We start from the raw sequence: 25,590 nt of genomic DNA, 5'->3' as shown, positions 1-25,590 counted from the left end.
GTGTATATTTTCAGCATATACAGTTAAGTCACTTAATTCTCAAAATCCCTCAACAATTTTGTAGTTAGGGACATCCAATTTTTTAAATACCCAATAAATTTGTAGTGCGAGCATCTTGCTCGCTTTAGAACATCAGCGAGCAAGATGCTCGCACTACGGAATATGGGTAATTTATTTTTTGTAAGTCCCTTATAGATGAATTGTTGACTTTGTTTGTCAAGGTATTTTTCTCCTTATTGCAGCATACTTAATTTTGGGAATAATATATCTGTCAACTCTCAATCAACTTTAAGCAGATTACAGTGCAAATTCCTTCTAGTCTCAAGTATTATTTTACATTTTTTCTCATCTTTACCATTACCGCTTGCGAACGAGTCCAATCATACAATAAACTTCCCGAACCTCTACCACAAGATCCATTTGTTCAAGTTTACTTTAACAATTCCCAATCTTCGGAATTTTCCGAGCCTTATCGTCAGCAGACTCGACTAGGAGATAATTTAGAACAACAAATAGTCAATGCTATTTCCCAAGCGAAATCTACAGTAGATGTAGCAGTGCAAGAATTACGTTTACCCAAGGTAGCGCAAGCATTAGCAGCCAGACAAAAAGCCGGAGTTAAGGTTAGAGTAATTTTAGAAAATACCTACAGTCGTGCTTGGAGTAGCTTCACACCAGAAGAAATCAGCAAATTAGAAAAACGAGAACAGGAACGCTATCAAGAATTTCGCAAATTTATCGACATTAACCAAGACAATGAACTCAGCGCCGAAGAAATTAATCAAAGAGACGCTTTAGCGATTATTCAAAATGCTCAAGTTCCTTGGTTAGACGATACTGCCGATGGTTCTGCTGGTAGCAGTTTAATGCATCACAAATTTGTGATTGTCGATAATAAAATTGTCATTGTTACTTCGGCTAACTTCACGTTAAGTGATGTTTTGGGCGATTTTAGCAATTCTAGTAGTTTAGGAAATGCCAATAATTTCTTACAAATAGAAAGTTCAGAATTAGCCACCTTATTTACAGAAGAGTTTAACATCATGTGGGGTGATGGGCCAGGCGGCAAACCCGATAGTATTTTTGGCGTAAAGAAACCGCTACGTTTACCAAAAACTATCACATTAGGAGACACAAAAATTACCGTTCAATTTTCACCTACTTCTGCAACTCAACCTTGGCTCAATAGTACTAATGGTTTAATCGCAAAAGCTTTAGAATCAGCCACTAAGTCAGTTGATATGGCATTATTTGTATTTTCCGATCAACGATTAGCAAATATTCTGGAAAATCGTCACCAACAGAATGTGCAAATCCGCGCTTTGATTGAACCACAATTCGCATTTCGTTCTTACAGCGAAGCCTTAGATATGATGGGATTTGCTCTGAGTGAAGAATGTAAATATGAAGTAGATAATAAACCTTGGCAGAACCCAATTACTAGCGTTGGTGTTCCTATATTACCTAAAGGAGATTTACTCCATCATAAATTTGCAGTAGTTGATGAAAAAACTGTAATTACAGGTTCTCATAATTGGTCTGAAGCAGCTAATAATGGTAATGACGAAACCCTATTAGTGATTGAAAATCCTACAATTGCAGCCCATTATGTCCGCGAATTTAACCGTCTTTATGGTACTGTCAGGCTGGGGTTATCAACTGCAACTCAACAGAAAATTGCCAGTGAAGTCAAACAATGTCAGCAAATACAAAGCCCTACATCAATTCTGCCGCAAACACCAACAAAATTAAACATCAATACAGCAAGTGTAGAAGAATTAGCAACCCTTCCTGGTGTAGGTAAAAAGTTAGCACAGCGCATTGTTATTACCCGTCAACAGCATAAGTTTAACTCTTTGCAGGATTTAGAAAAAGTTCCTGGTATTAGTAATAAGATGATTAACAAATGGCAAGATACGATCACTTTTTAGCAGTCTGCTAAATTCTGGATATAGTATAAAATTCTCACCCTACAAATACCTCTTATTATTTTTGGTAACTCAGCCTAAAGTAGGGTATTTGTCTATCTCTACTTACAGAGGCAATATATTTTACCGTTTTTTAGCATGAACCTATGTTGAGATAATCGGAGTAAGTTTATGCCTTATAAGCAGATAGACGAAATACCTGAGGATATTAGACAACAGTTACCCGAACACGCCCAACAAATTTTCTTTGCCGCATTCAATGCAGCTCAAGACAATGGTATGAGTGAACAAGGTGCGCGTGATGTAGCTTGGAATAGCGTGAGAAATGAGTATGAGCCGGGTAATGGAGGAAAATGGCACAGAAAACCCGAAGATCCACCAATACATAATAAAGCGATTACTACCGGCGGTAATTAATTACTTTTAGCTCTATTTTCAGCAATAACCTGATTTATATAGAGCCAATTTTCGCTAAGGGAACTCCAGAACATAAATTATCCCAAATTGTAGGGGCGGGGTAACCCCGCCCCTACAATTTGCGGGCTTGGTAAGTTAATGATTGGGATGTTTTTTTATTTGGAAGTCTCTAAATAAAGTACAAGGTTAGGGGGACAAAAATCTTTGTCCCCCTACAAGTATCTATAACTCACTCATTGGTAACAGATAAACCTAATACGTCGCGACAAATATTGAGAACATTTTTGGCGCGGAATGGCTTAGTTAAATATAAATCTGCACCAACATCGGTACCTTGACGTTTATCCATTTCTTGACCATTAGCTGTCAACATAATGATATAGATATCTGGGATTTTGAGTTCATTTTTTACTGTATTACAAACTTCTAGCCCGCTCATTTTTGGCATAATAACATCGAGAAAAACTAGCTGAGGATTTTCAGATATAATAATCTCTAAGGCTTCAGTACCATTTTTCGCTGTTAATATTTCTACTGCTTCACTTTCTAAAATCTCCAATGCTTCTTCGAGTAGTAAACGCACGCTGATTTCATCATCGACAATTAATATTTTATTTTTCATATGAATACATAATTCTCCTACAGGGATCGCGGGATCGTGAAAATGGTTGGCATCAAATAAAGTAAGTTATCCATGCATAAAAACTCGATTATTTCTTGAGTGAATCTTTGAGAAATTATTAATTATCAGATGTGGCAATAATATTCTATCCTTGTGTCTATAATATGTCTGTCAGTATTTTTAAGGTTGAGGAAGTTTGATATATCATTAAATGACTCGTGAGAACTATGAACGCAAACAGAAATTTTTGGAAATTTTACAAAAAGCTAATGAAGAAAAATAAATTTTTCATTTATTTTGCAGCACGGGAATTTCAATAGAAAAAGTGGTTCCTTCGCCAGATTGCGATAAACAACGCAGTATTCCGCCATGTTTTTCAATAATCTGATGACTAATTGAAAGACCTAATCCTGTACCCTTACCAGTAGGCTTGGTGGTAAAAAATGGTTCAAATAACCTTTCTTTGAGACTTTCGGGGATACCAGGGCCATTATCAGTAATTTGGATTCTCAGCAAATTGACGCTAACTAGCTCAGTAGAAATACGAATATAAAAATCTCTCTTAGTTTTATCTGTCACAGGAGGCCATTGACAACTAATCATTGCTTCTTCTAAAGCATCGATCGCATTTACAATTAAGTTCATAAATACCTGATTAAGCTGATTAGCATAGCCTGCAATTAAGGGAATATTGCCGTATTCTTTAATTATCTGGATACCTAAATTCTTTTCTCTTGGCTTGAGTCGTCCTTGCAAAATCAGTAAAGTGCTATCAATTCCTTCGTGAATATCTACTGGCTTCATCTCTAGCTGATCTAAGCGAGAAAAGTTGCGTAAAGATAAAGCTAGCTGGCGCATTCGTCCTACGCCTAAATGCATGGAAGAGAGGATTTTGTTTAAGTCTTCGATGACAAATTCCCAATCTAGACTTTCTAGTAGCGCTTGAATCTCGCCAACGGGTGGGGAATAATGTTGTTGATAAAGTTGCAATAAATTGATAATTTCGTGAGTATATTCTTGAATATGGCTAAGATTCCCACTGACATAGTTAATGGGATTGTTAATGTCATGAGCTACTTCTGCAACTAGATTCCCTAAAGAAGACATTTTTTCGCTTTGAATCAGCTTAGTTTGTGTCTGTTGCAATTCAAATAGGGTACGCTGGAGTTGTTGAGCTTGTTCTTGGGCTACTTTTGCCGCAATGCAGCTTTGTTCGTAGAGTATCGCTCTTTCAATTGCGCCTGCTGCTTGTAGCGCTAAAATACTGAGCAGTTTCCAATCTTTAGTCGAGTAGGTAATTGGAGTTTCATGACACATGATAATAGCTCCAATCATCTTGGTTTTAGTAGTTAAAGGGACACAAATTAGAGAATTTATTGACGATGAAAGATGATTAAACCGAGGATCTATGGAAATATTGTTCAGTATCTCACCTTGACCTGCTTGGAGAATTGTACCAACAATTCCTTGACCTAATATTAGAGGTTGTGCCCAAGTTTCAATTTGTCCATATTGCCAAATAATTCTCAGCCAGTTGGTGTTTTCATCTAACAACAAAATTGCACCACTGGTAGATTGAATGAGATTTTTAGCTTCCTCAATCACTAGTTGGGCAATTTCTTGAACATCTAGACTAGCTGTAACTTGTGTGGATAAGTCTTGAAATAAATCAATTTCCTCGTACTTCTCTAATAATTCCTTTGTAACTGCCTTTTTTGCATATTGCTGTTGTGCTAGGTAAGATACTAGCGCCGCAATACTAGCTGTTTTTTGATCGGCGATCGCCCAACCAATTATTTCTTCTTCCACCTTGATCGGGTATTTCTGGGAATTTAGCCCATGATTAACACCGATTAATGGTTTACCTGCGATATCTTCAATGTAGATATTAGTACCCATATCTGTTTCCAGTTGGGTGAGTAGAGTTTGAAATTCTTTTTGGCTGACTAACTTGGGGAAATTAATTGAAATCATCTAAATTTGGCACACCAGTTCCTAAAATTGCGGTTTTCCAGCTAAATTGGAAACATACTCATAGTTTGGCGATTCACCCAAAAATTAATGATTAATTATGGGTTGAGACTGACAAGGAAACGATCAAATAAGGAAACCTTGCCAGAATACTGGGTAATATTAGTAAATTAATTGAGCAGCTGGGATGAGCTTGGCTTTATTATTCCCAATTAAGAGACATGGGGTAACAAATTGATCTGTTAATTCCCCGTGTATCATGTTCCTGTGCCAGAAGAATTGTTCAATGATGGCAAGAGGTTGAAATAAATCATTACACTGAAAGTTAGTTGCCTAGAAGGGATTGACTGTCCTGAAGAAAAAATGACTCAACAAACTCAGAGAATTGTGATCCTTGGTGGAGGCTTTGGTGGTTTATATACTGCTTTGCGCTTAAGCCAGTTACCTTGGGAATCTACTGCAAAACCGGAAATTGTGCTGGTAGATCAGAGCGATCGCTTTTTATTTTCGCCGCTACTGTACGAATTACTCACTGGCGAATTGCAAACTTGGGAAATTGCCCCACCTTTTGCTGAATTGTTGCAAGGTACAGGTGTACGTTTTTATCAAGCTGTGGTTGCGGGTATTAATGTTGACCAGCAACGGGTACAGTTAGAAAACGGCCCGGAAATCCCCTATGACCGTTTAGTACTGGCTTTAGGTGGCGAAACTCCCCTAGATTTGGTTCCTGGTGCTACTTCCTATGCTTACCCTTTCCGCACAATTACTGATGCTTATCGCTTAGAAGAACGCTTGCGGGTGTTGGCAGAATCTGATGCTGATAAAATTCGCGTAGCCATTGTTGGCGCTGGTTATAGCGGTGTCGAGTTAGCTTGTAAGTTAGCCGATAGGTTAGGAGAAAGAGGACGCTTCCGCCTGGTAGAACTAACTGACCAAATTTTACGCACCTCGCCAGAATTTAACCGAGAAGCTGCCAAAAAAGCTTTAGATGCACGAGGCATTTTTATTGATTTAGAAACCAAAGTAGAATCTATTGGTCAAGATAGTATTTCCCTAGAGTATAAAAATCAAGTAGATACAATTCCAGTTGATTTGGTGATTTGGACTGTAGGTACTAGGGTGAGTCCGGTAGTCCACTCCTTACCTTTAAAGCAAAATCAGCGCGGTCAAATTGCGACTACAACAACTCTCCAAGTCCCCGAACATCCAGAAATTTTTGCTTTAGGGGATTTAGCCGATTGTATTGATGCTCAAGGTCAACAAATCCCAGCTACAGCCCAAGCTGCGTTTCAACAAGCAGATTATACAGCTTGGAATATTTGGGCTTCCCTCACAAATCGCCCTTTATTACCTTTCCAATATCAAAAATTAGGGGAAATGTTGTCATTGGGTGTAGATAATGCTACTCTCACAGGCTTAGGAATTAAGTTAGATGGTTCATTGGCTTACGTAGCCCGTCGCCTAGCTTATCTCTATCGCTTGCCTACTTTAGATCATCAGCTCAGAGTTGGTTTTAATTGGCTAGTCCGTCCTATTATAGAAACGCTTTCTCAGTAGCAAATAGTGCGTAAATATAACTATGCACTGAAACTCTAATCAGGCAAAATCTCAAATCCAGGACTCAAAAGCGTAACATTTTGATGGAACGACCGAAAGTAATTTTTTTAGATGCTGTAGGCACAATCATCGGGGTAAAAGGTAGTGTGGGCGAAGTTTATCGCCAAATCGCCCAGGAATTTGATGTTGATGTTCCCTCTGATACATTAAATCGGGCATTTTACGAAAGCTTTAAAGCCGCACCACCGCCAATTTTTCCCGATGCAGACTCACAAGATATACTCCAAAGGGAATTTGATTGGTGGCGGATTGTTGCCCTCAATACCTTTGAAAGCGCAGGAGTTCTCAAGGAATTTGCTGACTTTTCGGCTTTTTTTAGCGAGTTATATATCCATTTTGGCACTGCGGAACCGTGGTTTGTCTATCCTGATGTTCTGCCATCTTTGGTAAATTGGCGCAGGATGGGAATTGAATTAGGTGTATTATCTAACTTTGATTCCCGTATTTATTCGGTACTGCAAAGTTTAGGTTTGCGAGACTTTTTCTCGTCTATTACTATTTCTACCCAAGCCCGTGCGGCTAAACCCGATCCGCAAATTTTTGCGATCGCTTTAGAAAAGCATAATTGCTCGCCTGACGCCGCATGGCACATTGGCGATAGTGTGGAAGAAGACTATAACGGTGCTAAAGCGGCTGGTTTGCGAGGGATTTTGATTAACCGCGAGCAAAAGCCAGCACTCAGTACTCAATCGTTTTAGGAAAGTATAGCTGTTGACAGTTGACTGTTGACAGCCCCGCACTGAGCCTGTCGAAGTGTTGACAGACTTAAAAGCCTTTTATTGTCAGGGTTTTATCTTAGGTTGATGTCCTAATCTATCTGGCTACAGCTATAAATAAACGAACATGGCTTTAGCCTAAGACTCGTTACAGGCTAAAGCCTATTTTATTTTGTTGGGCAGGGGGCAGGGGGAGAAAGAGTTTGAGCCTGACTTACTTACAGCAATTTAATTTGCTCTAAAAGTGCGAGCTTTATCATTTACACATATTGAGTACTCATTTTTATATTTTTAGTAAACAAAAAAGGCGATCGCTTTCTCATTTATCGAAATCAAGTACTCATTTTTCTGTTTTAAGTAAGCAAAAAGCCATTTCACCTGCTCATTCAGCCATTTCGCCTTCTCATTATTGTGTTTTCCGCAAGGAAAATACCATTTCACCTACTCAAAAAGCCATATCGCTTACTCGTTTCGGTAAATCGCGCACTCATTTTAGTGTTTTCCGCAGGTAAAAAGGTATATTGCTTACCCATTTCGGTAAATCGCGCACTCATTTTAGTGTTTTCCGCAGGTAAAAAGGTAGATTGCTGGCGCAAAAATTGCCATGTCTGACAAGAAGCGGCTGTAGAGCTATGCTTTGTTGTTTTTTGCGATTGCACTTATCCTCAACTCAAATTGGGTAATTGAATTTAGACACCTAATTCATAATTCATAATTCATCTAGATTTCGCGTGGGGAGGGCATGGCAGTGCCATGCCCCTACGGCGCATTTTTTTTAATTGGTATGACAACAGTCGCGTTTATTGACGATAAGCGACTTGCAGACTACGGACTAAAATCACTAAAGAAGCGATCGCCATTAATCCGCCCCAAAACCAATAAGGTAATAATAAATACTGCTGCATTTGGCCTGTATCGGACAAACCCAAGTAACCAGCGCGGTAGCTAAATAGGTAATTCAGTTGATGGTATGTACTGATACAAGCTTGGACGCCGAGAAATTGAATACTAAAGCCTTGTACCCAACGGGGTGCTTTTAAGGCAATACCCAGGATAATTAAGCCTAAGAAAGGAATGGCGATAAATCCAAATAAGGAACGTACCCAAACTAAGGTGGAAAGTAGCAAAAAGCCACCCAAGATTTTTAAACTCAAGGAAGCGGCTTTAAAACTGCGAGAAGCGAGAATTAAAGCTGCACCGGCAATTGGCGGCCCCATAGGCCCAGCCGCCGCAACTAAAGCCGGGCCGATGGGGCCTAATGAGGAAGCGATGCGATAAGTGGCGACACCGGAACCATTACCAAAAATCTCTAATTTGAGAAACTGTCCCCCTAACATCAGTGCCATCAAGCCGTGTCCCATTTCATGAAACCAAGTAGCGAGGATCGTAAACGGGTATAAAATGTAATCTCCGGCGGGGACTTGCCAGAGGACAACAGTAGCGATCGCCGCCGCAATTAACCAAGTCAACCCCATCCGTTCAACTTCTTTTGGTGCTTCTTGGGGAAGCATGTTTTCCCAATTCTTTCCTGGTTCCTTCATGGTTATTTCCTTGGCGTAATTACCTCAAAGGCTTGAGTGTATTTTCTTCCATGCTAATCTACTTATCGGGCATGGGGCAGGGAAAGATTTTTAGCTGGAGCTTTGAGATAACCTGCAACTTCCTAATGGTAGATTTTAGGTTAGTTCTCACCATTGTAAAAAATGAGTATCAATAAAAATTTTGATAATTCTTTGTCTGGTGATGTCAGACTATTTGGTTTACCTGCCGAACAAGGGCGATGGTTACTAATTCCTTTAGGAATAACGATTCTACTCTGTTTAGGAACTGCTTATTCTTGGAGTATTTTCCGCAGTACGATTGAAAAATCCCTACAGGTAGGAGCCACAGAAAGTTTACTACCTTTCACAATTTTATTGGTAGTATTTTCAATTTTAATGCCGATTACTGGGTCGTATGTTGAAAGGTTTGGCTCACGCTTGGTGACTGCGGTAGGGGCAATAATTATGGGGATTGGTTACACCGCTTCAGGTTTAGTCAATAGTATCCCTTTACTAACTATTACCTACGGTATCATTGCTGGAGCGGGTGTAGGGATTGTTTATGGTGTACCACTGGCTGTTAATGCTAGATGGTTTCCTGACAAAAAAGGTTTAGCTGTTGGGGCAACGGTAATTGGCTTTGGTTTATCGCCCCTAGTAACGGCACCTTTAGCGAAGAATTTAATTGCTGCTAATGGCGATCGCGGTTGGCAACCAACGTTAATCGCTTTTGGTATTGCTTTTACCCTGATTATATTAGCGATCGCGCCGGTGATGAAATATCCGCCTAGTGGCTGGCAACCTGCGGGCTGGACACCACCAATTAAACTCAGCGAATCTGAAAGCGATCGCAGTACATCTTTATTTGAGTCCCTCAGCTTTTATGGGTTGTGGTTATGCTTTACCGTCGGGACTTTTGGGGGGTTAGCGGCAATTGGCATTGCTAGTCCAGTTGGTACAGAAATTATTGGTTTAGACAAAAATACCGCCGCCAATGCTGTGTCTTTATTTGCGATATTTAATGGCTTAGGTAGACCGTTATTTGGTTGGATTGCCGATCGCTTTCAGCCGAAAAATGCAGCTATTGTTTCCTATGTATTGATTATGATTGCTTCGATTATGATGCTCAGTGCGACTAAAGGAGCGATCGCTACTTACCTCATCGCTTTTAGTTTAATTTATCTCGCCTTTGGCGGTTGGCTGGCAATTGGGCCTACATCTACTTTGATTTTATTTCGGACTCAGGATTATGCCAAAAACTACGGCATCGTCTTTACTGCCTTTGGGATGGGTGCGTTGCTAGGAACTTTAATTGCTGGTAATATCCGCGATATTTTTGGTAACTATTTACCCTTTTTTAATGTCACCATTGGTTTATCAGTTTTAGGAATTATCTTGGCTGTGTTTTTACTAAAGCGCCAGGATTAAGGAACTTCCAACTAAAAAAATATACTATCACTGTGTAGGCAGGGGGCAGGGAGCAGGGGGCAGGGGGAAAAAATAACAATGTCTTCTCTGGGAAATTAGATAATTTATACCAATTAAATAATCTTTGCGACACATCAAAATATTTTAGAGGGCATGGCAGTGCCAGTGCCCCTACAATTTGTCGCATTCTTTTTTCCAATTGGTATTATTTTCTGGAAGTCCCTAAGCAATTTCAGTTTGATTATTTGGGGAATTAATTTCTTTATTCACAATTTTGATAGTCAAGGCTTTAGTCATCTTTTTTAAGACTAAAGCCTTGACTGCAAAATTAACTTAACTGAGTTGGAAGAGGAATGTTACCAAATCGCCCTTACCCAAACTGATGCGATCGCCTGGTCTGAGGCGGTGTCTGTTTCCTGGTAATAGGGGCAAATTGTTGATGTAGGTACCATTGGAACTACCAACATCCTCAATATAAAAAGCATCTCCCTCAACGCGAATATCTGAGTGAATCCGCGAGACAATTTCCGAATTGGGAAATCCGGAGACATCCACATCTGGGGGAATGCGATCGTTAGGTTTGCCGATATGAATTACAGACAGTGTTTGGGGTAATTCAATATTGGTATCGCTTTGTACGTGGAATAGTTGTGCTGTAATCTGCTGTAATTGGGTTCTGGCAGGGCTAACAGCAGGTGCTGGCGGTACTGCGGCTACTGGTTCGGGTTCGGGAATTTCAGCTACTGGTTCCGGTTCGGGAATCGCCGCCACTGGTTCGGGTTCGGGAATCGCCGCTACTGGTTCGGGTTCGGGAATCACCGCTACTGGTTCGGGTTCGGGAATCACCGCTACTGGTTCCGGTGCAGGAGTAATTTCTACTGCAACTGGTACAACTGGTGGCGGTGCTACTGGTGGTGCTACTGGTGGCGGTGCTACTGGTACTACTGGTACCTCTGGAGGAACAGCCACGGCTGTGGGTGGTAAAGACGAAGCAGCAACCGGGTTAGGAACTGCCAAAGGATCTGGTTGTACCAGTTCGACAAGTGGATCGGGAGTAACCAATGGTGGCACTTCTAAAGGAATGTCAGGGGCGACAGTTGCGGCTACTGCTGTTGGAGGTGCTGCTGCATTTGCGCGCAAGTTATAGCCACACTGACCACAGAAAGCGGCATCTGCCTGCACAGTTGCCCCACAGTTGGGACAGTTATTAGTCGCTGGTAACGGCGTATAACATGCTTCACACTGGACAGCGCCGTCTGGGTTGGGGTGATTGCAATTAGGGCAGACGATCATGGATTTCGGCCTTTGTTCAAGCTCATCGTAAAATGGGACTGGCAAGCAGAGAAGCGGCTCTAGCTTTCAATTTTAAACAATTACTCCTGATAAGTTAACATGTGTCTCAATTGGACATTGTTCCTAGAGAGCTTGCAGATGGTGTTATTACCTGCATCAGAGAAATTTGCTGGCGATCGCTTGTTTGATGTTGACAAAGTTAAAAAGACTTGGCAATTTACCATTTGTCAACATTTATACTACATGACTAATGATAGTAGACGACCCAAAAGATTCCCGATGCAGTTTCCAGGCAAGACAGCTCTGGGAAAATTAACTAGGGAGTTCTGCACCCGCCGCCGCATCTAGCAGCCACCAAAGTTCTCCTTGGGGTTTAATTAAGCGCGATGGGTAGGTAAAGTCATCGGCTACGGGCGCAAATACTTGAGCTAAAGCTGGGCGTTTATTAGCACCTGCAACTACAAAAATGACGCTGCGAGCCGAGTTGATAAATGGGTAAGTAAAAGTGATGCGGATGCTGCTATCTTTATTACCCACAGTAATTAAGCGATCGCTGACTTTTAACGCTTCTGTATGTGGAAATAAGGAAGCCGTGTGCGCATCATCACCCATTCCTAGCAAAACTACATCCAAAGCAGGAAACTCTCCGGATGCAGAATTGAAAAAGTTATGCAAATGCCGTTCGTACTTCACCGCCGCCACTGCGGGATCGGCTTCCAAGGTTGGCATGGGGTGAATATTGGTTTCCGGCAGATCAACCCGGTCTAGCCAAGCACGACGCGCCATCAGTTCATTGCTGTCAGGATGATCTGGGGGAACATAGCGTTCATCGCCCCAGAATACATGAATTTTATCCCAAGGCAGTTTTTGATTAGCGATCGCCTCATACAACGGCTTAGGTGTACTGCCGCCAGATAAGGCGATAGTAAACCGCCCCCGCTCTTGAATAGCAGTATCTATCTTGGACAGAATCAAGTCTAGCGCCCGTTTAACTAGAGCGGACTGATCCGTTAGAACTTCGACCGTTTTGTTCATGGCTTTATCATCATTTTGCCTGCTTCCAGCAATACAATACCGAATTTATTACAATCCCCCGTTTGAACTTTTGAAACTTTTAAGATCAGTTGTCGATGGGCATGGGGCATTGGGCATTGGGCATGGGGCATTGGGCATTGGGCATGGGGCATTGGGCATTGGGTGAATAGTGAGCAGAGAGAGAGCATTTATATAATTTTCCTCCTCTGCACCCCTGCTTCCTCTGCTTCCTCTGCCTTCTTGTCTCCCATGTCTCCCATGTCTCCCCTGCTCCCTGCCCCCTGCTCCCTGCCCCCTGCTCCCATGCCCCATGCCCTAATTCAAAAAAATCTCCTTCCAGTCGGTAATGGCTTCCCGTTGGGCGATGAGTAATTCTTGAATGCCTTGTTCGGCGACATCTAATAGTTGATTTAACTGTTTGCGGCTAAAGCTGCCTTCTTCTCCTGTTCCTTGGATTTCAATGAAATCCAGATTTTGATTCATGACGACGTTGAAATCTACTGTGGCGGCTACATCTTCGATATAGTTGAGATCTAAAAATGGTTCTCCTTCCAATAAACCCACGGAGACGGCGGCTATTTGTCCGCATAAAGGCGATCGCTCGATTTTCCCTTGCTGCAATAATTGGGAAATGGCGTTAGCTAAGGCGACGAAGGAACCTGTAATCGCTGTGGTTCTTGTTCCCGCATCGGCTTGCAAGACATCCGCATCTACGGTTAACGTGCGTTCTCCTAAAACTTCAAAATCTAAGGCAGCCCTTAAGCTACGTCCAATTAATCGCTGAATTTCTTGGGTACGTCCCGATAATTTCATCAATTCCCGTTCTTGCCGTTGTTGCGTGGCACTGGGAAGCATTCGATATTCAGCAGTTAACCAACCTTTACCGCTACCTGCAAGAAATTTGGGTACTCCTTCGGTAACGCTGACTGTACAAAGTACTTTTGTATCACCACATTTTGTCAGCACAGAACCAGGGGCAAAGCGAGTAAAGCCACTGTCAAAGCTGATAGGACGGAGTTCGTCGGAGTTCCGGCCGTCTGGACGCTGCCAAACCATTGGAGTTACCTCAGAATTTTCATAGAGAATACTGCCTTAAGGTTACATTAATGTCACAGCTTCTCTAGAAGCTTGTTGGTGTAGTCAGCGCCCAACTTAAGTCCTGCAACTACTAATAAAAATTGCAGATTTTCTTAATGAACTGCCAAGAGGTTAACAATTTGCTGGTGTACTAGTTCTCGCGATTGGTCGCCATTAATCGTTAATAGGCGGCGGCGACGGTCGTAATATTCGAGTATGGGGATAGTGCGATCGTAAAATAACTCTATCCGCCTCTGGACGATTTCGGATTGCTCATCTTTGAGCGATCGCCCTAAACAACGATTAACCATAATAGCTTCTGGTACTTGTAAATAAATTGCCCAATTTAACTTTTGACCTAAATATTCCAATAAAAAATCTAATTCTTCAGCTTGGAAAGCTGTACGCGGATAGCCTTCCAATATCCAACCCGATTGCGAATCTAGCTTTGTCAGCTGCATCTGAATCAATTCAATCATCATTTCGTCCGGGACTAGTTCCCCAGTTTCCACGTAGGGTTGTGCATAGCGTCCCAAATCTCCCAAATTATTCATGTGATTGTTGACACTTGACTGCAAAGCATCTTCTCGGAAGGATGGCGAGTCAACAGATATGGCCTCTCGTAAAATTTCCCCTGTAGAAATCTTCGGAATCTCAAAGTATCTACAAAGTTTTTCTGCTTGAGTGCTTTTCCCCGATCCTGAACCACCCAGAATCACCAATCTCACAACACTTTACTCCTCATCCTGTTAAATTTATTACTTACCTACTCTGTTGTGCCCAAACAAATAGTAAATCTAACATCTGCTGATTTGCAGAGCTTGCACCCTGGTTCTTGATGAATTGGCACTGCTAGTTCTGTGTTTTGAGTTTTATCTTTAAAAGTTAGAAGACCCCAGGTTGCACGAAGCTTTACCTGGGGACGGCAGTTGCTACAACGGGGGGAACCCCCGCAACGCACTGCCTCATGAATAACTGTCAAAAACGAAACACCCTTTTAGACAATATTTCGTTACAAGAAATAAGTCTAAGAGGGTAGTTGAGTTTTTGACAATATTCTGGTAATCTAATTAGGAAAAATTCGGCAAAACTATGATAGTTTACGAAGCAAAAGCAAAAACAACAAAAGAGCAGTCACTTAAGATAAATGATGTCTTAATGACTGCTCTTTTTGTACGTAATTCTTGCTTGCGCTATTGGTTAGATGGTCATGCAAAAACCGGATTTGATTTAAATAAATATACGAAAGTTCTGTCAGACAATCCTGACTTTCCTTGGGTATCAAAACTGAACTCGACGGCAAGACAGGCAATGGCAGAACGAGTGTGGGCAGCAATTTCCAGATTTTTTGATAATTGCCAGAAAAAAGTGCCAGGTAAGAAAGGATTCCCAAGATTTCGGAGATTTCAAACTAGATTATCTGTTGAATATAAGCAAAGTGGCTGGTCACTTTCAGAGTGCCGTCGATTCATAACATTCACAGATAAATTTGGTGTGGGAACAATAAAATTAATGGGAACTCGTGACTTAAATTACTATCAAATAAGTCAGATAAAACGGGTGAGAATTATTCGTCGTGTTGATGGAATATATATTCAATTTTGTATTGACCACGACCGGAAGGAACAATTAGAACCCACTGGTAAATCTTTAGGTCTTGACTTAGGATTAAGCAGTTTCTACACCGACTCTGATGGTAAGAAAATAGAACATCCTCGGTGTCTGAGAAAATCTGAAAAAGCATTAAAAAAGGCACAACGGAGATTATCTCGTTGTGCCAAAGGGTCGATAAATCGTGTTAAAGTACGGAATCGACTCGGCAGAAAGCACCTGAAAGTACAACGCCAGCGTCAAGATTGGGCTGTGAAATTAGCTCGATGCGTAGTGAAGTCGGCAGACATCGTGGCGTATGAAAACTTACAGGTGCGAAATATGCTGAAGAATCATCACCTCGCCAAAAGTATTTCAGATGCGAGTTGGTCAACTTTCACTAACTGGTTGGAATATTTTGGCAAAGTATATGGGCGAGTTGTCATAGCTGTACCTCCTCACAACACGACAATCAATTGCAGCAATTGTGGGCATCTAGTACACAAAACTTTGAGTACTAGGACGCATATTTGTCCTGCTTGCTCATATATCGATTGCCGCGACATTAATGCCGCAAAAAACATCCTCAGTCGAGGATTAGAAATGATGAAAAATACCGATGGACTGTCGGAAATTCACGCTTCTGGAGAGTTTGATCCCTGCTCGAAGAAGGTAACTTCTGCGAGTAAATCATCTCGTGGAAAGAAGAATCCCCGCACATAGCGTTCGCGCAGCGTCTCGCAGAGAAGCGACGTGCGGGGAGGGTCAAGACGACTTGCATTTATATCCGATTAATGCCAATATCATTAACTCTTGACTTCCACACAAAGGTAGTGCTTGACTAAAAATGCAACTTGCCCAATAAAATACATTTGGGAAAATATGATTGATTATACAGGTTAATTGGCGATCGCTTGTTTCAGCAAAAACTCTTTGTGAATTTGTAATATTTTAAACTTCGTTTTATGGTAGCTCAGTTAGATACCTCAAGTGTAAATTCAACCCTTAATTTACCATCCCCCATTGAAGGGCTAGTACAAGTTTTCACTAGCTCACACCGTAACTTTTTCACAACTGTTATGGCTCAAGCACTGAGAATTGCCGGACAAGGCACCCCAGTGTTAGTTGTACAATTTCTCAAAGGTGGCATTCGTCAAGGGCATGAAAGACCAATTCAATTGGGGCAAAATTTAGATTGGATTCGTTGCGATTTACCTCGTTGTATCGATACACCACAGTTAGATGATGCAGAAAACGAAGCTTTACAAAAGCTGTGGCAACATACACAAAAGGTAGTATGTGAGAATCAGTATTCTCTCGTTGTTTTAGATGAATTAAGTTTAGCAATCAACTTTAATTTAATTCCAGAAAGCGAAGTTTTAGGATTCTTAGCCAAACGTCCTCCCCATGTTGATATCATCCTCACCGGGCCAGATATGCCAAAATCCCTGTTGGATGTAGCGGATCAAATTACCGAAATCCGCCGCAGTCATAGCCCGTAAATAATGCGCCACTTCAAGATATTCTAGTAATTCTGTTTAAATTAACTGTGGACTTGTGATTAAAAACGATATCTGGATTACTCAAATGGCCCAAAAGGGTATGATTTCGCCTTTTGAGCCAACTTTAATTAGAAAAGTGCAACAAGACGCAGAAATAGGCTTAAAACCAGTTATTAGCTATGGTTTATCTTCCTATGGCTATGATATTCGCCTTTCATCTGCTGAATTTCGCATTTTTCGCCACATTCCCGGAACTGTTATCGATCCCAAAAACTTTAATCCTCAGAATTTAGAGTCAACGCCTTTACATACTGATGTTAATGGTAGTTATTTTATCTTACCTGCCCACAGCTATGGTTTGGGTGTAGCCCTAGAGAAACTAGAGATTCCCAATAATATTACCGTGATTTGTATCGGTAAATCTACGTATGCACGTTGTGGCATAATCGCAAATTTAACACCTGCGGAGGCAGCTTGGCGAGGTCATCTAACTTTAGAATTTTCTAATTCTTCCAGTGCTGACTGTCGCATATATGCCAATGAAGGTGTTGTGCAATTGCTCTTTTTAGAAGGTGAACCCTGCGCAATTAGTTACGAAACCCGTCAAGGTAAATATCAGGATCAATCTGAAAAAGTCACCTTAGCGAAAGTTTAAGGCTGAAGTTAGCCATAAGTTAAGGTGCTAATCTCGCCCTACCCAGGCGGGACTTTTCATACCATTCTGCGATCGCGGGCACCCAATCAGCAAAATGCGGCCACATCATTTCACATAACTTTTGTATCTCTAATTGAGCGTCTTTCTTGTTTCTGAGGTCGCAAAAATGCAAGAAAGACCTTAAATTAAAACTCACAACAAAATGCTGGCGATAATCAAAAGGCATTTTACCTCTAGCATGTTCCTCAGACATTCCAGCTTCAAAGTCAGCTTTATATCGTTTCGCTGCTTCTAAACACCACTGTAAATCTGATGCTCTTTGCTCTGGTGAGTAATAATATTTTTTACCTTGTCTATCAGTGTAATAGCCTACAGGACGCAGGTAAAAAACATCTTCAATATCTTTCTTGCCCTCTACTACATCAATAAACTGGTTACCCGTATACCTCAGGGATTGGACATCGAATGATACAGCCACCCTATGTGTACGCGCCTGTTGCATAACACTGTGGGGAAAGTAGCCACAGTTAAAAACAATCTGGGGATGCTCTAAAGGCCCGTAATGTCCCCTTTCACCTGCTAAAAGTCGCTTGACAATAATTTCACCGCATTGTGACTCAGACGGCCATGAGTCCCGTTCATCATACACGAACGCCTCAGTGTAGTCCTGGTGCATGGCGGCATAAATCACCTGCTGAGGATTGGGTGTTTTGCTAATAACCTCTACGCGAAATCGATCCATGAGTATGCAGCCTGTTCGTGAGATATGTCTAAAACAACGATCCTCTATGATATCGCTGCCTTGGACTTGATTCAACTTACTCATTTACTTTACAAAAGTTAACTAAATGAGTTACACTTCGTTACATAGTAAATCAAAGCAGGAAAATCTTATGCGTACCAATACTTCCATCGTTGATGACCAAGGTTTAATGAACAACTTTGCCCTTGAACCAAAGGTATATGTAGATGAGCAAGGCGATCGCACTGGCTTTACACCCTATGCAGAACTCCTCAATGGCCGTTTAGCAATGATTGGTTTTGTGTCTCTAATAGCCTTAGAAGTTGTTACAGGACACGGTATTGTTGGTCTTTTGGCAAATCTGTAAATAGTAACTTTAATTTTTATTGAGTAATTTTCAATAATTTGTGAGAAACAAGAACCCTGACTTTTTAATACAGTCAGGGTTTTTATGCTAAAAACTCTAAAATTATTAATAATCGTCAATTTAATAACTTTGTATATCCAGTAAATGTTGTATTTTTTTTGTTAGATTTTACCTAAATAATTCATCTCTGTAAATACCGAAATCAATTCAGAAAAACATAATATATTCAAAAAAAATTGCGTAGATTTCCTAAATATTATCGAGACTTTTTTTTGCTAGATTTAAATATCAATCTTTAAGTAACAGCAGATTTATCAATTAAATCCTGTCTGTATTCATGCTTGACTTGAATTTTAGCTGCAAGATTACACGGTAATGTAAATTGCTAACTAAAATTTAAGTCTAATTTTGCATGATTGAAATTGATTTTTTTTTGCGAGTAAGGCTCAACATTTTTAAACAATGTCTTTTTTAGATCCTGGTGTGTTTAATGTCGGGCTTGATGGGCAAGCCAATATTGAATTTTTAGCTGATGGTGGTAGTTATCATGGAGAACTTGGCCTCTTCAGTTTGAAGGGGATGGAAAGTTTACAACTTGGTTCGATGGAATTTATTCAAGAATCTGCCCGTCGGATTCTCAGCAATTCTGTAGCTGGTTATCTTGCTATTACCGATTCTACAGAAGGTGCTAAATTTAGTGGCAACTTTGGAGAAAGTGAGAAAAATGATGGTAACTTTTTAGGCGAAAAAAGCTTTGCTATGAATCCTGGGGAGCAGTTTGCTTTTCTACTATTACCTAATGGAAAAATTAGCGAACTGGTTAATTCTCCTAAAGATAAAATTGCTATATTTTCGATTGCTAATGCGAATACTGACAAATCTGTTCATTTTGCCCAACTCGGACAGGGAACAGAGAAAGGTGCAACTTTCGGTGTTGAAGATATCCTTGCGTCTCAAGGTTCTGATTGGGATTATAACGATCTGATTTTTCAAATTAAGGGAGCAACGGGGAAAACATCTCCCTTAGATGCACTGATTAATTCCCAAAAAGAATGGCGTAAGACAGAATCTGGTAAAAAATTAATCGATTACGCTCAACAAGTTAGCCAATTTATGACTTTGGCTGCTCCTTTTAATACTGCTTATACTGTTACGAGTCTGGGAGCAGTACCAGGGTTACCAACTCCTTATGTGGGATTGGCTTTTAAAGCAGACGATCCCAATACTTTGTTTATTGGTTCTACACCCCAGGGAGAAAATAGCCAAATTTATGCGATCGCACTCCAACGAGATGCTAATAATCATATTATCGGATTTACAGGCACAGCTAGCTTATTAGCTACTGCACCTGGGTTAAATGGCGGTTTGATTGATGCAGGTTTAGACTTTGGCCCTAATAATGTCTTATTCTATACCACATGGAATGACAATACAGTAGGGCAAATCAAACCTGGTAGTTCTAGCGCTGACAAGCAAATCGATTTAAACGAGCTAGGTTTTGACGCCTCTACAGGTGGGCTAACTTTTGTACCTCAAGGGTTTCCTGGTGCTGGGCGGTTAAAAATTACCTCCTACGATACCAGTACATTTTATGACACTACTGTGTCTGCTGATGGCGCAGGGACTTGGGATATAGCACCTGCAAGTAAATCAGTCAATCTCAGTGGTGGTACTGATGCTTTTGTTTATGTGTCTGGTTCCATGCCAGAATTTAAAAGCCAGCGCATCTTAATGACAGAGCAAGATGCTGACAAAGTTGGCGTTTACAGCATAGATGAAAATGGCGATCCCATTAGCAGCAGCCGCCAAGATTTTATAACTGGAATTGACGGCCCCATTGGCGCAGCAATTGATCCATTGACAGGTGACTTTTTCTTTTCTACCTATTCGTTTGGAGACTTTAATCCACATGGGTTTAACCAAGTTGTGGTGGTGAAGAATATTTGAAAATCTAGCCTCTTTCCAGTAAATTAAGTAAACAGATAGGGCACAATTAATTTGTTGTGCTTTTATTTTGTTATACCCATTCAAATAATTTTTGCGACACATCAATCTATTCTAGAGGGCAAGGCAATGCCGTGCCCCTACAATTTGTTGCATTGTTTTTCAATTGGTATGATCTATTAGGGAAATCTCATCCGGTAAATTATGGCTTTAACTGCTTCAACAATGTTGCCACTAGGCACTATCGCTCCAGATTTTCATCTACCAGAAGTAGTATCTGGTGAAGTAATTTCTTTGGCTAATTTTGCTGATAAAAAAGCCTTATTGGTCATGTTTATTTGTCGCCATTGTCCGTTTGTAAAACATATTCAACAGCAATTGGCGCTGTTAGGAACTGACTATGAAAATAGCGATTTAGGCATAATTGCTATTAGTGCGAATGATGCGGAAAATTATCCAGATGATGCGCCAGAATCGTTAAAAGCAATGGCGATAGAACTGGGTTTAAAATTTCCTGTGTGCTACGACGAAAGCCAAGAAACAGCCAAGGCTTATACAGCCGCTTGTACCCCTGATTTTTTTGTCTTTGATAGTGAACAGAAACTTGTATATCGCGGACAATTAGATGATAGCCGACCCAGTAATGGTCAACCTGTCACAGGTACGGATTTACGTGCAGCTATTGAAGCGGTGCTAGCGGGTAAATCTGTGTCAGATGAGCAAAAACCCAGCATTGGCTGCAATATTAAATGGAAAGCTGGGAATGCGCCTAGTTATTTTGGTAGGGGCTAGGGGCTAGGGAAGGGAAGGAGGACAAGGGAGACAAGGGAGACAAGGAGGACTAATGACAATTGTACAGACGCGATTCATCGCGTCTCTGACCAATGACCATTTAAAAATTCACCCTCACGATGATTTTTTAACTGGGTGAGGGTGAAGATAAATTGACGATTAATGCTTGATTTCTAAATTAAGGATGTAGCGTCCTAATTGCACTTTGTCTGCCCATAATTCGTATTCTATCCGCAAATGCTCTGGTAAAGATTTGCCCGTGAGAACCATAGCAGTTGTGAAATTACGCAGACGGATAGGCTCATTAGGTTGCAATGACTCAGTTGGTAACCAGTAACGACTAACACCATAAACACCCTGTTCCCAGAAGTGACGATAACTCACTTGCGCGTTACCTTGCATGGTCATTATTACCCGATATGGGGAAATCTCTAACCACAAAATTCTGGGACTGCTGGGTGCATAAGCACTACTCCGTTTTTGCGGAGGTGTATCCTCGGTATTTTGAGAATTTATGATTTCGCAACTAATTAAAGGTGGTGCAGTCAAGAGTAAATGAAAACGGTCAGTATCTTTTTGATACAATGTTCCGGCGGTTTCCACAACAGACCAAACTGGTAGGTCGGTGGAAATTAGTGATAAGCACACAGGCTTGCGGTGATGGGTCAGCATGGGAGCGATAAGGGCTAAAAGCTATTGAACAACAAAAAATCAACACCAGGGTATCTAGCAGTCTGGGTCAGAAACTAAACAATAAAACATGCTTAGATATTAACTGAATCTGCTTATTTGGTAAGGGAGATAAATAAATATCAAAATAGTTAGGGCACGAATTGATCGAGCAAAAACTGTTATTTTTATCCGGAAAGCTAATTTAAAAGTAAATTTATTGAATATATTGTAAATAATCTTAAGATAACCGAATTTAGTATAGCGGATAGTCAACAGTCTAGAGTCAAGAGTCCAAAGTCAAGAGTCCAGAGTCAAAAGTAATTAGCATTAACCATTGACCATTGACTATTGACTATTGACCAATGACCATTGGCAACTTTTGGAAGATTTGATTAAGTTTCATAGAACAAAAGGCGATAGGATACTAGGAAGGAAGTCAACTACTGCAATACAAGCAGTTGCTGATTTACTTCCATATGTCTTCAAAAGCCAGTGTATCCTAATGTCGGCTGCTGTAATAACCCAAGAAACGCAAACAGATCTTTCGCAAAAATTAATTATCCAGCGACCTCCCTTTGGTTTATCCTTGCAAGGTCGGATTCGGATTCCCGGTGATAAGTCTATCTCTCATCGTGCTTTAATGTTGGGTGCGATCGCCCAAGGTGAAACGGAAATTCAAGGTCTGCTTTTAGGAGAAGATCCGCGCAGCACTGCTAGTTGTTTTCAAGCTATGGGCGCGGAAATTTCGGAACTAAATACGGATTTAGTCAAGGTTAAAGGTATTGGGCTGGGAAATTTACAAGAACCACTGGAGGTATTGAATGCTGGTAATTCTGGCACTACACTGCGTCTGATGTTGGGACTTTTGGCTTCCCATCCAGGGCGCTTTTTTACTGTAACAGGTGATGCTTCTTTGCGATCGCGTCCTATGTCCCGTGTAGTTAAACCTTTACAAGAAATGGGCGCGCAAATTTGGGGACGCAAAGGAAATTCTCTCGCACCCCTGGCGATTCAAGGACAAGCCCTTAAACCAATTCACTATCATTCCCCCATTGCCTCAGCACAGGTGAAGTCTTGTATTTTACTCGCTGGGCTAGCCACTGACGGTAAAACTACGGTGACTGAACCAGCCCTTTCCCGCGATCATAGCGAAAGGATGTTACGGGCGTTTGGTGCGGAACTGAGTATAGATTCAGACAGTAATAGCGTGACAATTACCGGGCCAGCCCAACTTTATGGACAAAAGGTGATAGTTCCTGGGGATATTAGTTCCGCAGCTTTTTGGTTAGTCGCAGGCGCAATTGTTCCTGGTTCGGAATTGGTGGTAGAAAATGTCGGCGTGAATCCTACCCGCACCGGGATTTTAGAAGCTTTAGCGATGATGGGCGCAGATATTCAACTGGAAAATCAGCGAGAAGTCGCAGGGGAACCAGTAGCGGATATTAGAGTGCGTTCCAGTAGTTTAAAAAGCTGTACTATTGCAGGCGATATTATACCAAGAATGATTGATGAAATTCCCATTTTGGCAGTAGCAGCCGTCTTTGCCCAAGGAACAACAATTATTCGCGATGCAGAGGAGTTAAGAGTTAAAGAAAGCGATCGCATTACCGTGATGGCGCAGCAACTCAATAAAATGGGTGCTAAGGTTACTGAACTCCCCGATGGGATGGAAATTACAGGCGGTACTGCTTTAGTGGGGACTGATGTTGATAGCCATACAGATCATCGCATAGCCATGAGTTTAGCGATCGCCGCTTTAGTCACCACCGGGATCACGACAATTCACCGCGCCGAAGCAGCAGCGATTTCTTACCCTGACTTCTTTAATACCCTAACTGCGATCGTTAATTAATATGGTCATTAGTCATTAGTCATTGGTCATTGGGCATTAAAATTATGGACTGTTGACTATTGACTATTGACTCTTGACTGTTGACTATTGACTATTGACTGTTGACTATTGACTATTGACTATTGACTATTGACTGTTGACTCTTGACTAGTCACTAATTTTTTATAAGTTTTATTTAATTATTTTTATTTTTTCATAGATATTTTCTATAAACTGAATATTACAGGATAGAAAATTAACCAAGATTTGGCTGGAAACGTCAATAAATTTGCTCTAATTTTTAACAAAAAATAACAATCATTGACTTAATCTTGGATTTGTCATAAGTTAAATATTTCGTTGATATCTGCATCTTTAATATAAATAATTTTTTCAACATTCATTTGCATGATATTGGCTACAATCAATCTAAATTCAGAATAAGTTAAAATACTTGCGTAAATTCAAGTACTTGCGTAAATTCAAGATTTAGCATTGGAGAAAATACATTATGGGCTGGTTACAAAGACTTTTTGGTATGGAAAAACCAGAAAATGCTCAAGTAAATCCTGAGCCTACTTTAGTAGCTGAGAATTCTACTGAAGGTGAAACAATTCCTATTGAAAGAATGGGATTAAATGGGGAATATGACCAAAGTGGTTTAGCTAAAAGAGTTGCCTTGGCTTTTGATGAAGATCCTCGTTTTGATAGTATTAATACAATTTACGTTGCTCAATTAGGAACTAAAGTAGTTTTAAAAGGGAAAGTACCCGATGCAGATACTTTGAATCAATTGGCTGAAGTTGCTGCTGGAGTAAGTGGTGCAACTGAAGTAGCTACCAACGAAGTTACAGTTGGATAAAGGATTTTTTGAATTAATTCATTGATGAGACAGCAATTTTTTATCAGAGGATGTTTTAAAAGTCATCTTGTTGACAGCAAGCCATTTAACGAAATTTATAAATACATACTTTTAGGTTAAATAGGCAAGCAAGAATTACTTAAAACACAACAAAATACTTTTTAAACAACCTCTATATGCTGTTTTCATCTGTCGATGATAACACTTGATTTTGGGATGATATATTCCATGAATAGAAAAATTCAACTACGTAAATTTGGGATTGGGCTAACATTGTTAAGCGTTTTAATGTTAGCTAGTTGTGGTGGTAAATCAGAAGAATCAGCTACTAATAACCCTGAAAAACCAACGGCGGTTTCTCAAGTCAAGCCTGATAAAAAAGGAGAAACTTCCGCAACTGGAACTAATACGGCGATTTCCGCAGATGCACAAAAGTTAGGCGTAAAACCTCAAGATGAAACTACTTGTCCTAGCAACGCACCTATTAAGGGGAAAGCTACGGCAAAGCGAGGAAATATCTATCACACTGCGAAGTTTCCTGATTATGCCAAAGTAAAACCAGATATCTGTTTTAAAGATACCGCTACGGCAGAAAAAGCAGGTTTTACAGCGCCTAAGTAATTGTTGCGCAGCTCACCAGTTGGTGAGGTACAGATTATTTTTAATTGTAGGGGCACTGGCACTGCCATGCCCCGAAGCGCGTTGTCACCCACCTTGGAATTCATTCCAAGGGACATAGCTCAAGTAGGGGCGGGTTAAGCGAGATAGTCGTGAATTATTGGAGCATATCTGTGAACCATTGGTGTCAACTTAAGCTAAAAATAGCCTCTGTCTTAGCTGTGTTACCCGCCTGAGAATGAATTCTCAGGCTCATAGCCAAAGTCTACTGAAGTAGACTCAAGATTTTGAGGATATCTAGTCATCTAAAGATGACTTCAGCTATTAACAAGGAACTAAAGTTCCTTGCGGGACAAAGGCTTAATTTGTA

25 protein-coding genes are annotated in these 25,590 nt (G+C 40.7%); 14 read left to right on the top strand and 11 right to left on the bottom strand.

Annotated elements, in window-relative coordinates; genetic code table 11:
- The first annotated feature begins 302 nt into the window (after positions 1-302).
- Together AACW45_RS15435 and AACW45_RS15430 are read left to right on the top strand one after the other, a co-directional pair.
- Positions 303-1,931 (top strand): phospholipase D-like domain-containing protein, encoded by a 1,629-nt coding sequence (locus AACW45_RS15435; RefSeq protein ID WP_190633428.1) that lies wholly within the window; start codon positions 303-305, stop codon positions 1,929-1,931.
- A gap of 168 nt (positions 1,932-2,099) precedes the next feature.
- Entirely contained in the window at positions 2,100-2,345 is a 246-nt protein-coding gene (locus AACW45_RS15430) for a ChaB family protein (RefSeq protein WP_190633427.1), read from the top strand.
- 229 nt (positions 2,346-2,574) lie between these two features.
- Here the strand turns inward: AACW45_RS15430 and AACW45_RS15425 are convergent, their stop codons facing one another.
- Entirely contained in the window at positions 2,575-2,967 is a 393-nt protein-coding gene (locus AACW45_RS15425) for a response regulator (RefSeq protein WP_190633426.1), read from the bottom strand.
- Positions 2,968-3,255: 288 nt separating this feature from the next.
- Positions 3,256-4,941: an ATP-binding protein gene (locus AACW45_RS15420; RefSeq protein WP_190633425.1), complete on the bottom strand. Its 1,686-nt coding sequence runs from the start codon at positions 4,939-4,941 to the stop codon at positions 3,256-3,258.
- A 360-nt stretch (positions 4,942-5,301) separates the two neighbouring features.
- Here AACW45_RS15420 and AACW45_RS15415 point away from each other — a divergent pair, with 360 nt between their 5' ends.
- Both AACW45_RS15415 and AACW45_RS15410 read left to right on the top strand, forming a co-directional pair.
- Positions 5,302-6,495 carry an NAD(P)/FAD-dependent oxidoreductase gene (locus AACW45_RS15415; RefSeq protein ID WP_190633424.1) on the top strand — a complete coding sequence of 398 codons (1,194 nt, stop codon included), beginning with the start codon at positions 5,302-5,304 and terminating at the stop codon, positions 6,493-6,495.
- An 83-nt stretch (positions 6,496-6,578) separates the two neighbouring features.
- On the top strand, positions 6,579-7,253 hold the full coding sequence (locus AACW45_RS15410; RefSeq protein WP_190633423.1) for an HAD-IA family hydrolase: 675 nt from the start codon (positions 6,579-6,581) through the stop codon (positions 7,251-7,253).
- Between the two features lie 455 nt (positions 7,254-7,708).
- Here the strand turns inward: AACW45_RS15410 and AACW45_RS15405 are convergent, their stop codons facing one another.
- Entirely contained in the window at positions 7,709-7,930 is a 222-nt protein-coding gene (locus tag AACW45_RS15405) for a hypothetical protein (protein ID WP_190633475.1), read from the bottom strand.
- 141 nt (positions 7,931-8,071) lie between these two features.
- Complete coding sequence (locus tag AACW45_RS15400; RefSeq protein WP_190633422.1) at positions 8,072-8,812, bottom strand: M50 family metallopeptidase; 741 nt, start codon at positions 8,810-8,812, stop codon at positions 8,072-8,074.
- A 162-nt stretch (positions 8,813-8,974) separates the two neighbouring features.
- On the opposite strand from AACW45_RS15400, the gene AACW45_RS15395 reads away from it, so the two are divergent.
- On the top strand, positions 8,975-10,240 hold the full coding sequence (locus tag AACW45_RS15395; protein WP_190633421.1) for an L-lactate MFS transporter: 1,266 nt from the start codon (positions 8,975-8,977) through the stop codon (positions 10,238-10,240).
- Between the two features lie 333 nt (positions 10,241-10,573).
- Here the strand turns inward: AACW45_RS15395 and AACW45_RS15390 are convergent, their stop codons facing one another.
- The 5 genes from AACW45_RS15390 to AACW45_RS15370 all read right to left on the bottom strand — a co-directional run bounded on the left by AACW45_RS15390 (position 10,574) and on the right by AACW45_RS15370 (position 14,373).
- Complete coding sequence (locus tag AACW45_RS15390; RefSeq protein ID WP_190633420.1) at positions 10,574-11,533, bottom strand: FHA domain-containing protein; 960 nt, start codon at positions 11,531-11,533, stop codon at positions 10,574-10,576.
- A gap of 312 nt (positions 11,534-11,845) precedes the next feature.
- Entirely contained in the window at positions 11,846-12,568 is a 723-nt protein-coding gene (gene pgl, locus AACW45_RS15385) for a 6-phosphogluconolactonase (protein WP_190633419.1), read from the bottom strand.
- Positions 12,565-12,699: a hypothetical protein gene (locus tag AACW45_RS15380; RefSeq protein WP_277880402.1), complete on the bottom strand. Its 135-nt coding sequence runs from the start codon at positions 12,697-12,699 to the stop codon at positions 12,565-12,567. The genes pgl and AACW45_RS15380 overlap by 4 nt, the downstream gene beginning before the upstream one ends.
- Positions 12,700-12,883: 184 nt before the next feature.
- A complete protein-coding gene (gene rph / locus AACW45_RS15375) occupies positions 12,884-13,624 on the bottom strand; it encodes a ribonuclease PH (protein ID WP_190633418.1) in 741 nt (246 codons plus the stop codon).
- 134 nt (positions 13,625-13,758) lie between these two features.
- Complete coding sequence (locus tag AACW45_RS15370; protein ID WP_190633417.1) at positions 13,759-14,373, bottom strand: adenylate kinase family protein; 615 nt, start codon at positions 14,371-14,373, stop codon at positions 13,759-13,761.
- 364 nt (positions 14,374-14,737) lie between these two features.
- On the opposite strand from AACW45_RS15370, the gene AACW45_RS15365 reads away from it, so the two are divergent.
- The 3 genes from AACW45_RS15365 (at position 14,738) to dcd (ending at position 17,392) form a co-directional block, all read left to right on the top strand.
- Complete coding sequence (locus tag AACW45_RS15365; protein WP_190633416.1) at positions 14,738-15,958, top strand: RNA-guided endonuclease InsQ/TnpB family protein; 1,221 nt, start codon at positions 14,738-14,740, stop codon at positions 15,956-15,958.
- Positions 15,959-16,200: 242 nt separating this feature from the next.
- A complete protein-coding gene (locus tag AACW45_RS15360; RefSeq protein ID WP_190633415.1) occupies positions 16,201-16,737 on the top strand; it encodes a P-loop NTPase family protein in 537 nt (178 codons plus the stop codon).
- A gap of 85 nt (positions 16,738-16,822) precedes the next feature.
- Positions 16,823-17,392, top strand: a complete 570-nt coding sequence (gene dcd, locus AACW45_RS15355) for a dCTP deaminase (RefSeq protein ID WP_199331146.1) — start codon at positions 16,823-16,825, stop codon at positions 17,390-17,392.
- A gap of 19 nt (positions 17,393-17,411) precedes the next feature.
- Here the strand turns inward: dcd and thyX are convergent, their stop codons facing one another.
- Positions 17,412-18,134: an FAD-dependent thymidylate synthase gene (thyX, locus tag AACW45_RS15350; RefSeq protein ID WP_190633413.1), complete on the bottom strand. Its 723-nt coding sequence runs from the start codon at positions 18,132-18,134 to the stop codon at positions 17,412-17,414.
- A gap of 151 nt (positions 18,135-18,285) precedes the next feature.
- Between thyX and AACW45_RS15345 the strand changes: the two genes are divergently transcribed.
- The 3 genes from AACW45_RS15345 to AACW45_RS15335 all read left to right on the top strand — a co-directional run bounded on the left by AACW45_RS15345 (position 18,286) and on the right by AACW45_RS15335 (position 21,237).
- The gene (locus tag AACW45_RS15345; RefSeq protein WP_190633412.1) at positions 18,286-18,501 is read left to right on the top strand and encodes a chlorophyll a/b-binding protein; all 216 of its coding nucleotides are present in this window, start codon (positions 18,286-18,288) and stop codon (positions 18,499-18,501) included.
- Between the two features lie 462 nt (positions 18,502-18,963).
- A complete protein-coding gene (locus AACW45_RS15340) occupies positions 18,964-20,448 on the top strand; it encodes a DUF4114 domain-containing protein (RefSeq protein ID WP_190633411.1) in 1,485 nt (494 codons plus the stop codon).
- A gap of 201 nt (positions 20,449-20,649) precedes the next feature.
- Positions 20,650-21,237, top strand: a complete 588-nt coding sequence (locus AACW45_RS15335) for a thioredoxin family protein (RefSeq protein WP_190633410.1) — start codon at positions 20,650-20,652, stop codon at positions 21,235-21,237.
- Positions 21,238-21,396: 159 nt separating this feature from the next.
- On the opposite strand, the gene AACW45_RS15330 is transcribed toward AACW45_RS15335, so the two are convergent.
- Entirely contained in the window at positions 21,397-21,909 is a 513-nt protein-coding gene (locus AACW45_RS15330) for a hypothetical protein (RefSeq protein WP_190538878.1), read from the bottom strand.
- Positions 21,910-22,411: 502 nt separating this feature from the next.
- On the opposite strand from AACW45_RS15330, the gene aroA reads away from it, so the two are divergent.
- The 3 genes from aroA (at position 22,412) to AACW45_RS15315 (ending at position 25,223) form a co-directional block, all read left to right on the top strand.
- Complete coding sequence (gene aroA, locus AACW45_RS15325; RefSeq protein ID WP_190633470.1) at positions 22,412-23,761, top strand: 3-phosphoshikimate 1-carboxyvinyltransferase; 1,350 nt, start codon at positions 22,412-22,414, stop codon at positions 23,759-23,761.
- A gap of 490 nt (positions 23,762-24,251) precedes the next feature.
- The gene (locus AACW45_RS15320; RefSeq protein ID WP_190633409.1) at positions 24,252-24,602 is read left to right on the top strand and encodes a BON domain-containing protein; all 351 of its coding nucleotides are present in this window, start codon (positions 24,252-24,254) and stop codon (positions 24,600-24,602) included.
- A 228-nt stretch (positions 24,603-24,830) separates the two neighbouring features.
- Positions 24,831-25,223, top strand: coding sequence for a sunset domain-containing protein (locus AACW45_RS15315; RefSeq protein WP_190633408.1), 393 nt, complete (start codon positions 24,831-24,833; stop codon positions 25,221-25,223).
- The last annotated feature ends 367 nt before the right edge of the window (positions 25,224-25,590 follow it).

Source organism: Calothrix sp. FACHB-168, assembly GCF_963889195.1.
Taxonomy (GTDB): Bacteria; Cyanobacteriota; Cyanobacteriia; order Cyanobacteriales; family Nostocaceae; genus Aulosira; species Aulosira anomala_A.
Note: the sequence above shows the minus strand (reverse complement) of the source record. Positions and strands in the feature narration are given on the sequence as shown.

What these genes read in the sequence shown, in the direction of transcription:
- AACW45_RS15360 (WP_190633415.1), top strand. Translation starts at nt 16,201, where the DNA reads ATGGTAGCTCAGTTAGATACCTCAAGTGTAAATTCAACCCTTAATTTA.
- AACW45_RS15320 (WP_190633409.1), top strand. Translation starts at nt 24,252, where the DNA reads ATGGGCTGGTTACAAAGACTTTTTGGTATGGAAAAACCAGAAAATGCT.
- thyX (WP_190633413.1), bottom strand. Translation starts at nt 18,134, where the DNA reads ATGGATCGATTTCGCGTAGAGGTTATTAGCAAAACACCCAATCCTCAG.
- AACW45_RS15425 (WP_190633426.1), bottom strand. Translation starts at nt 2,967, where the DNA reads ATGAAAAATAAAATATTAATTGTCGATGATGAAATCAGCGTGCGTTTA.
- AACW45_RS15330 (WP_190538878.1), bottom strand. Translation starts at nt 21,909, where the DNA reads ATGCTGACCCATCACCGCAAGCCTGTGTGCTTATCACTAATTTCCACC.
- AACW45_RS15365 (WP_190633416.1), top strand. Translation starts at nt 14,738, where the DNA reads ATGATAGTTTACGAAGCAAAAGCAAAAACAACAAAAGAGCAGTCACTT.
- pgl (WP_190633419.1), bottom strand. Translation starts at nt 12,568, where the DNA reads ATGAACAAAACGGTCGAAGTTCTAACGGATCAGTCCGCTCTAGTTAAA.
- AACW45_RS15390 (WP_190633420.1), bottom strand. Translation starts at nt 11,533, where the DNA reads ATGATCGTCTGCCCTAATTGCAATCACCCCAACCCAGACGGCGCTGTC.
- rph (WP_190633418.1), bottom strand. Translation starts at nt 13,624, where the DNA reads ATGGTTTGGCAGCGTCCAGACGGCCGGAACTCCGACGAACTCCGTCCT.
- AACW45_RS15420 (WP_190633425.1), bottom strand. Translation starts at nt 4,941, where the DNA reads ATGATTTCAATTAATTTCCCCAAGTTAGTCAGCCAAAAAGAATTTCAA.
- AACW45_RS15400 (WP_190633422.1), bottom strand. Translation starts at nt 8,812, where the DNA reads ATGAAGGAACCAGGAAAGAATTGGGAAAACATGCTTCCCCAAGAAGCA.
- AACW45_RS15315 (WP_190633408.1), top strand. Translation starts at nt 24,831, where the DNA reads ATGAATAGAAAAATTCAACTACGTAAATTTGGGATTGGGCTAACATTG.
- dcd (WP_199331146.1), top strand. Translation starts at nt 16,823, where the DNA reads ATGGCCCAAAAGGGTATGATTTCGCCTTTTGAGCCAACTTTAATTAGA.
- AACW45_RS15380 (WP_277880402.1), bottom strand. Translation starts at nt 12,699, where the DNA reads ATGCCCCATGCCCAATGCCCAATGCCCCATGCCCATCGACAACTGATC.
- AACW45_RS15345 (WP_190633412.1), top strand. Translation starts at nt 18,286, where the DNA reads ATGCGTACCAATACTTCCATCGTTGATGACCAAGGTTTAATGAACAAC.
- AACW45_RS15340 (WP_190633411.1), top strand. Translation starts at nt 18,964, where the DNA reads ATGTCTTTTTTAGATCCTGGTGTGTTTAATGTCGGGCTTGATGGGCAA.
- AACW45_RS15335 (WP_190633410.1), top strand. Translation starts at nt 20,650, where the DNA reads ATGGCTTTAACTGCTTCAACAATGTTGCCACTAGGCACTATCGCTCCA.
- AACW45_RS15395 (WP_190633421.1), top strand. Translation starts at nt 8,975, where the DNA reads ATGAGTATCAATAAAAATTTTGATAATTCTTTGTCTGGTGATGTCAGA.
- aroA (WP_190633470.1), top strand. Translation starts at nt 22,412, where the DNA reads ATGTCGGCTGCTGTAATAACCCAAGAAACGCAAACAGATCTTTCGCAA.
- AACW45_RS15430 (WP_190633427.1), top strand. Translation starts at nt 2,100, where the DNA reads ATGCCTTATAAGCAGATAGACGAAATACCTGAGGATATTAGACAACAG.
- AACW45_RS15415 (WP_190633424.1), top strand. Translation starts at nt 5,302, where the DNA reads ATGACTCAACAAACTCAGAGAATTGTGATCCTTGGTGGAGGCTTTGGT.
- AACW45_RS15410 (WP_190633423.1), top strand. Translation starts at nt 6,579, where the DNA reads ATGGAACGACCGAAAGTAATTTTTTTAGATGCTGTAGGCACAATCATC.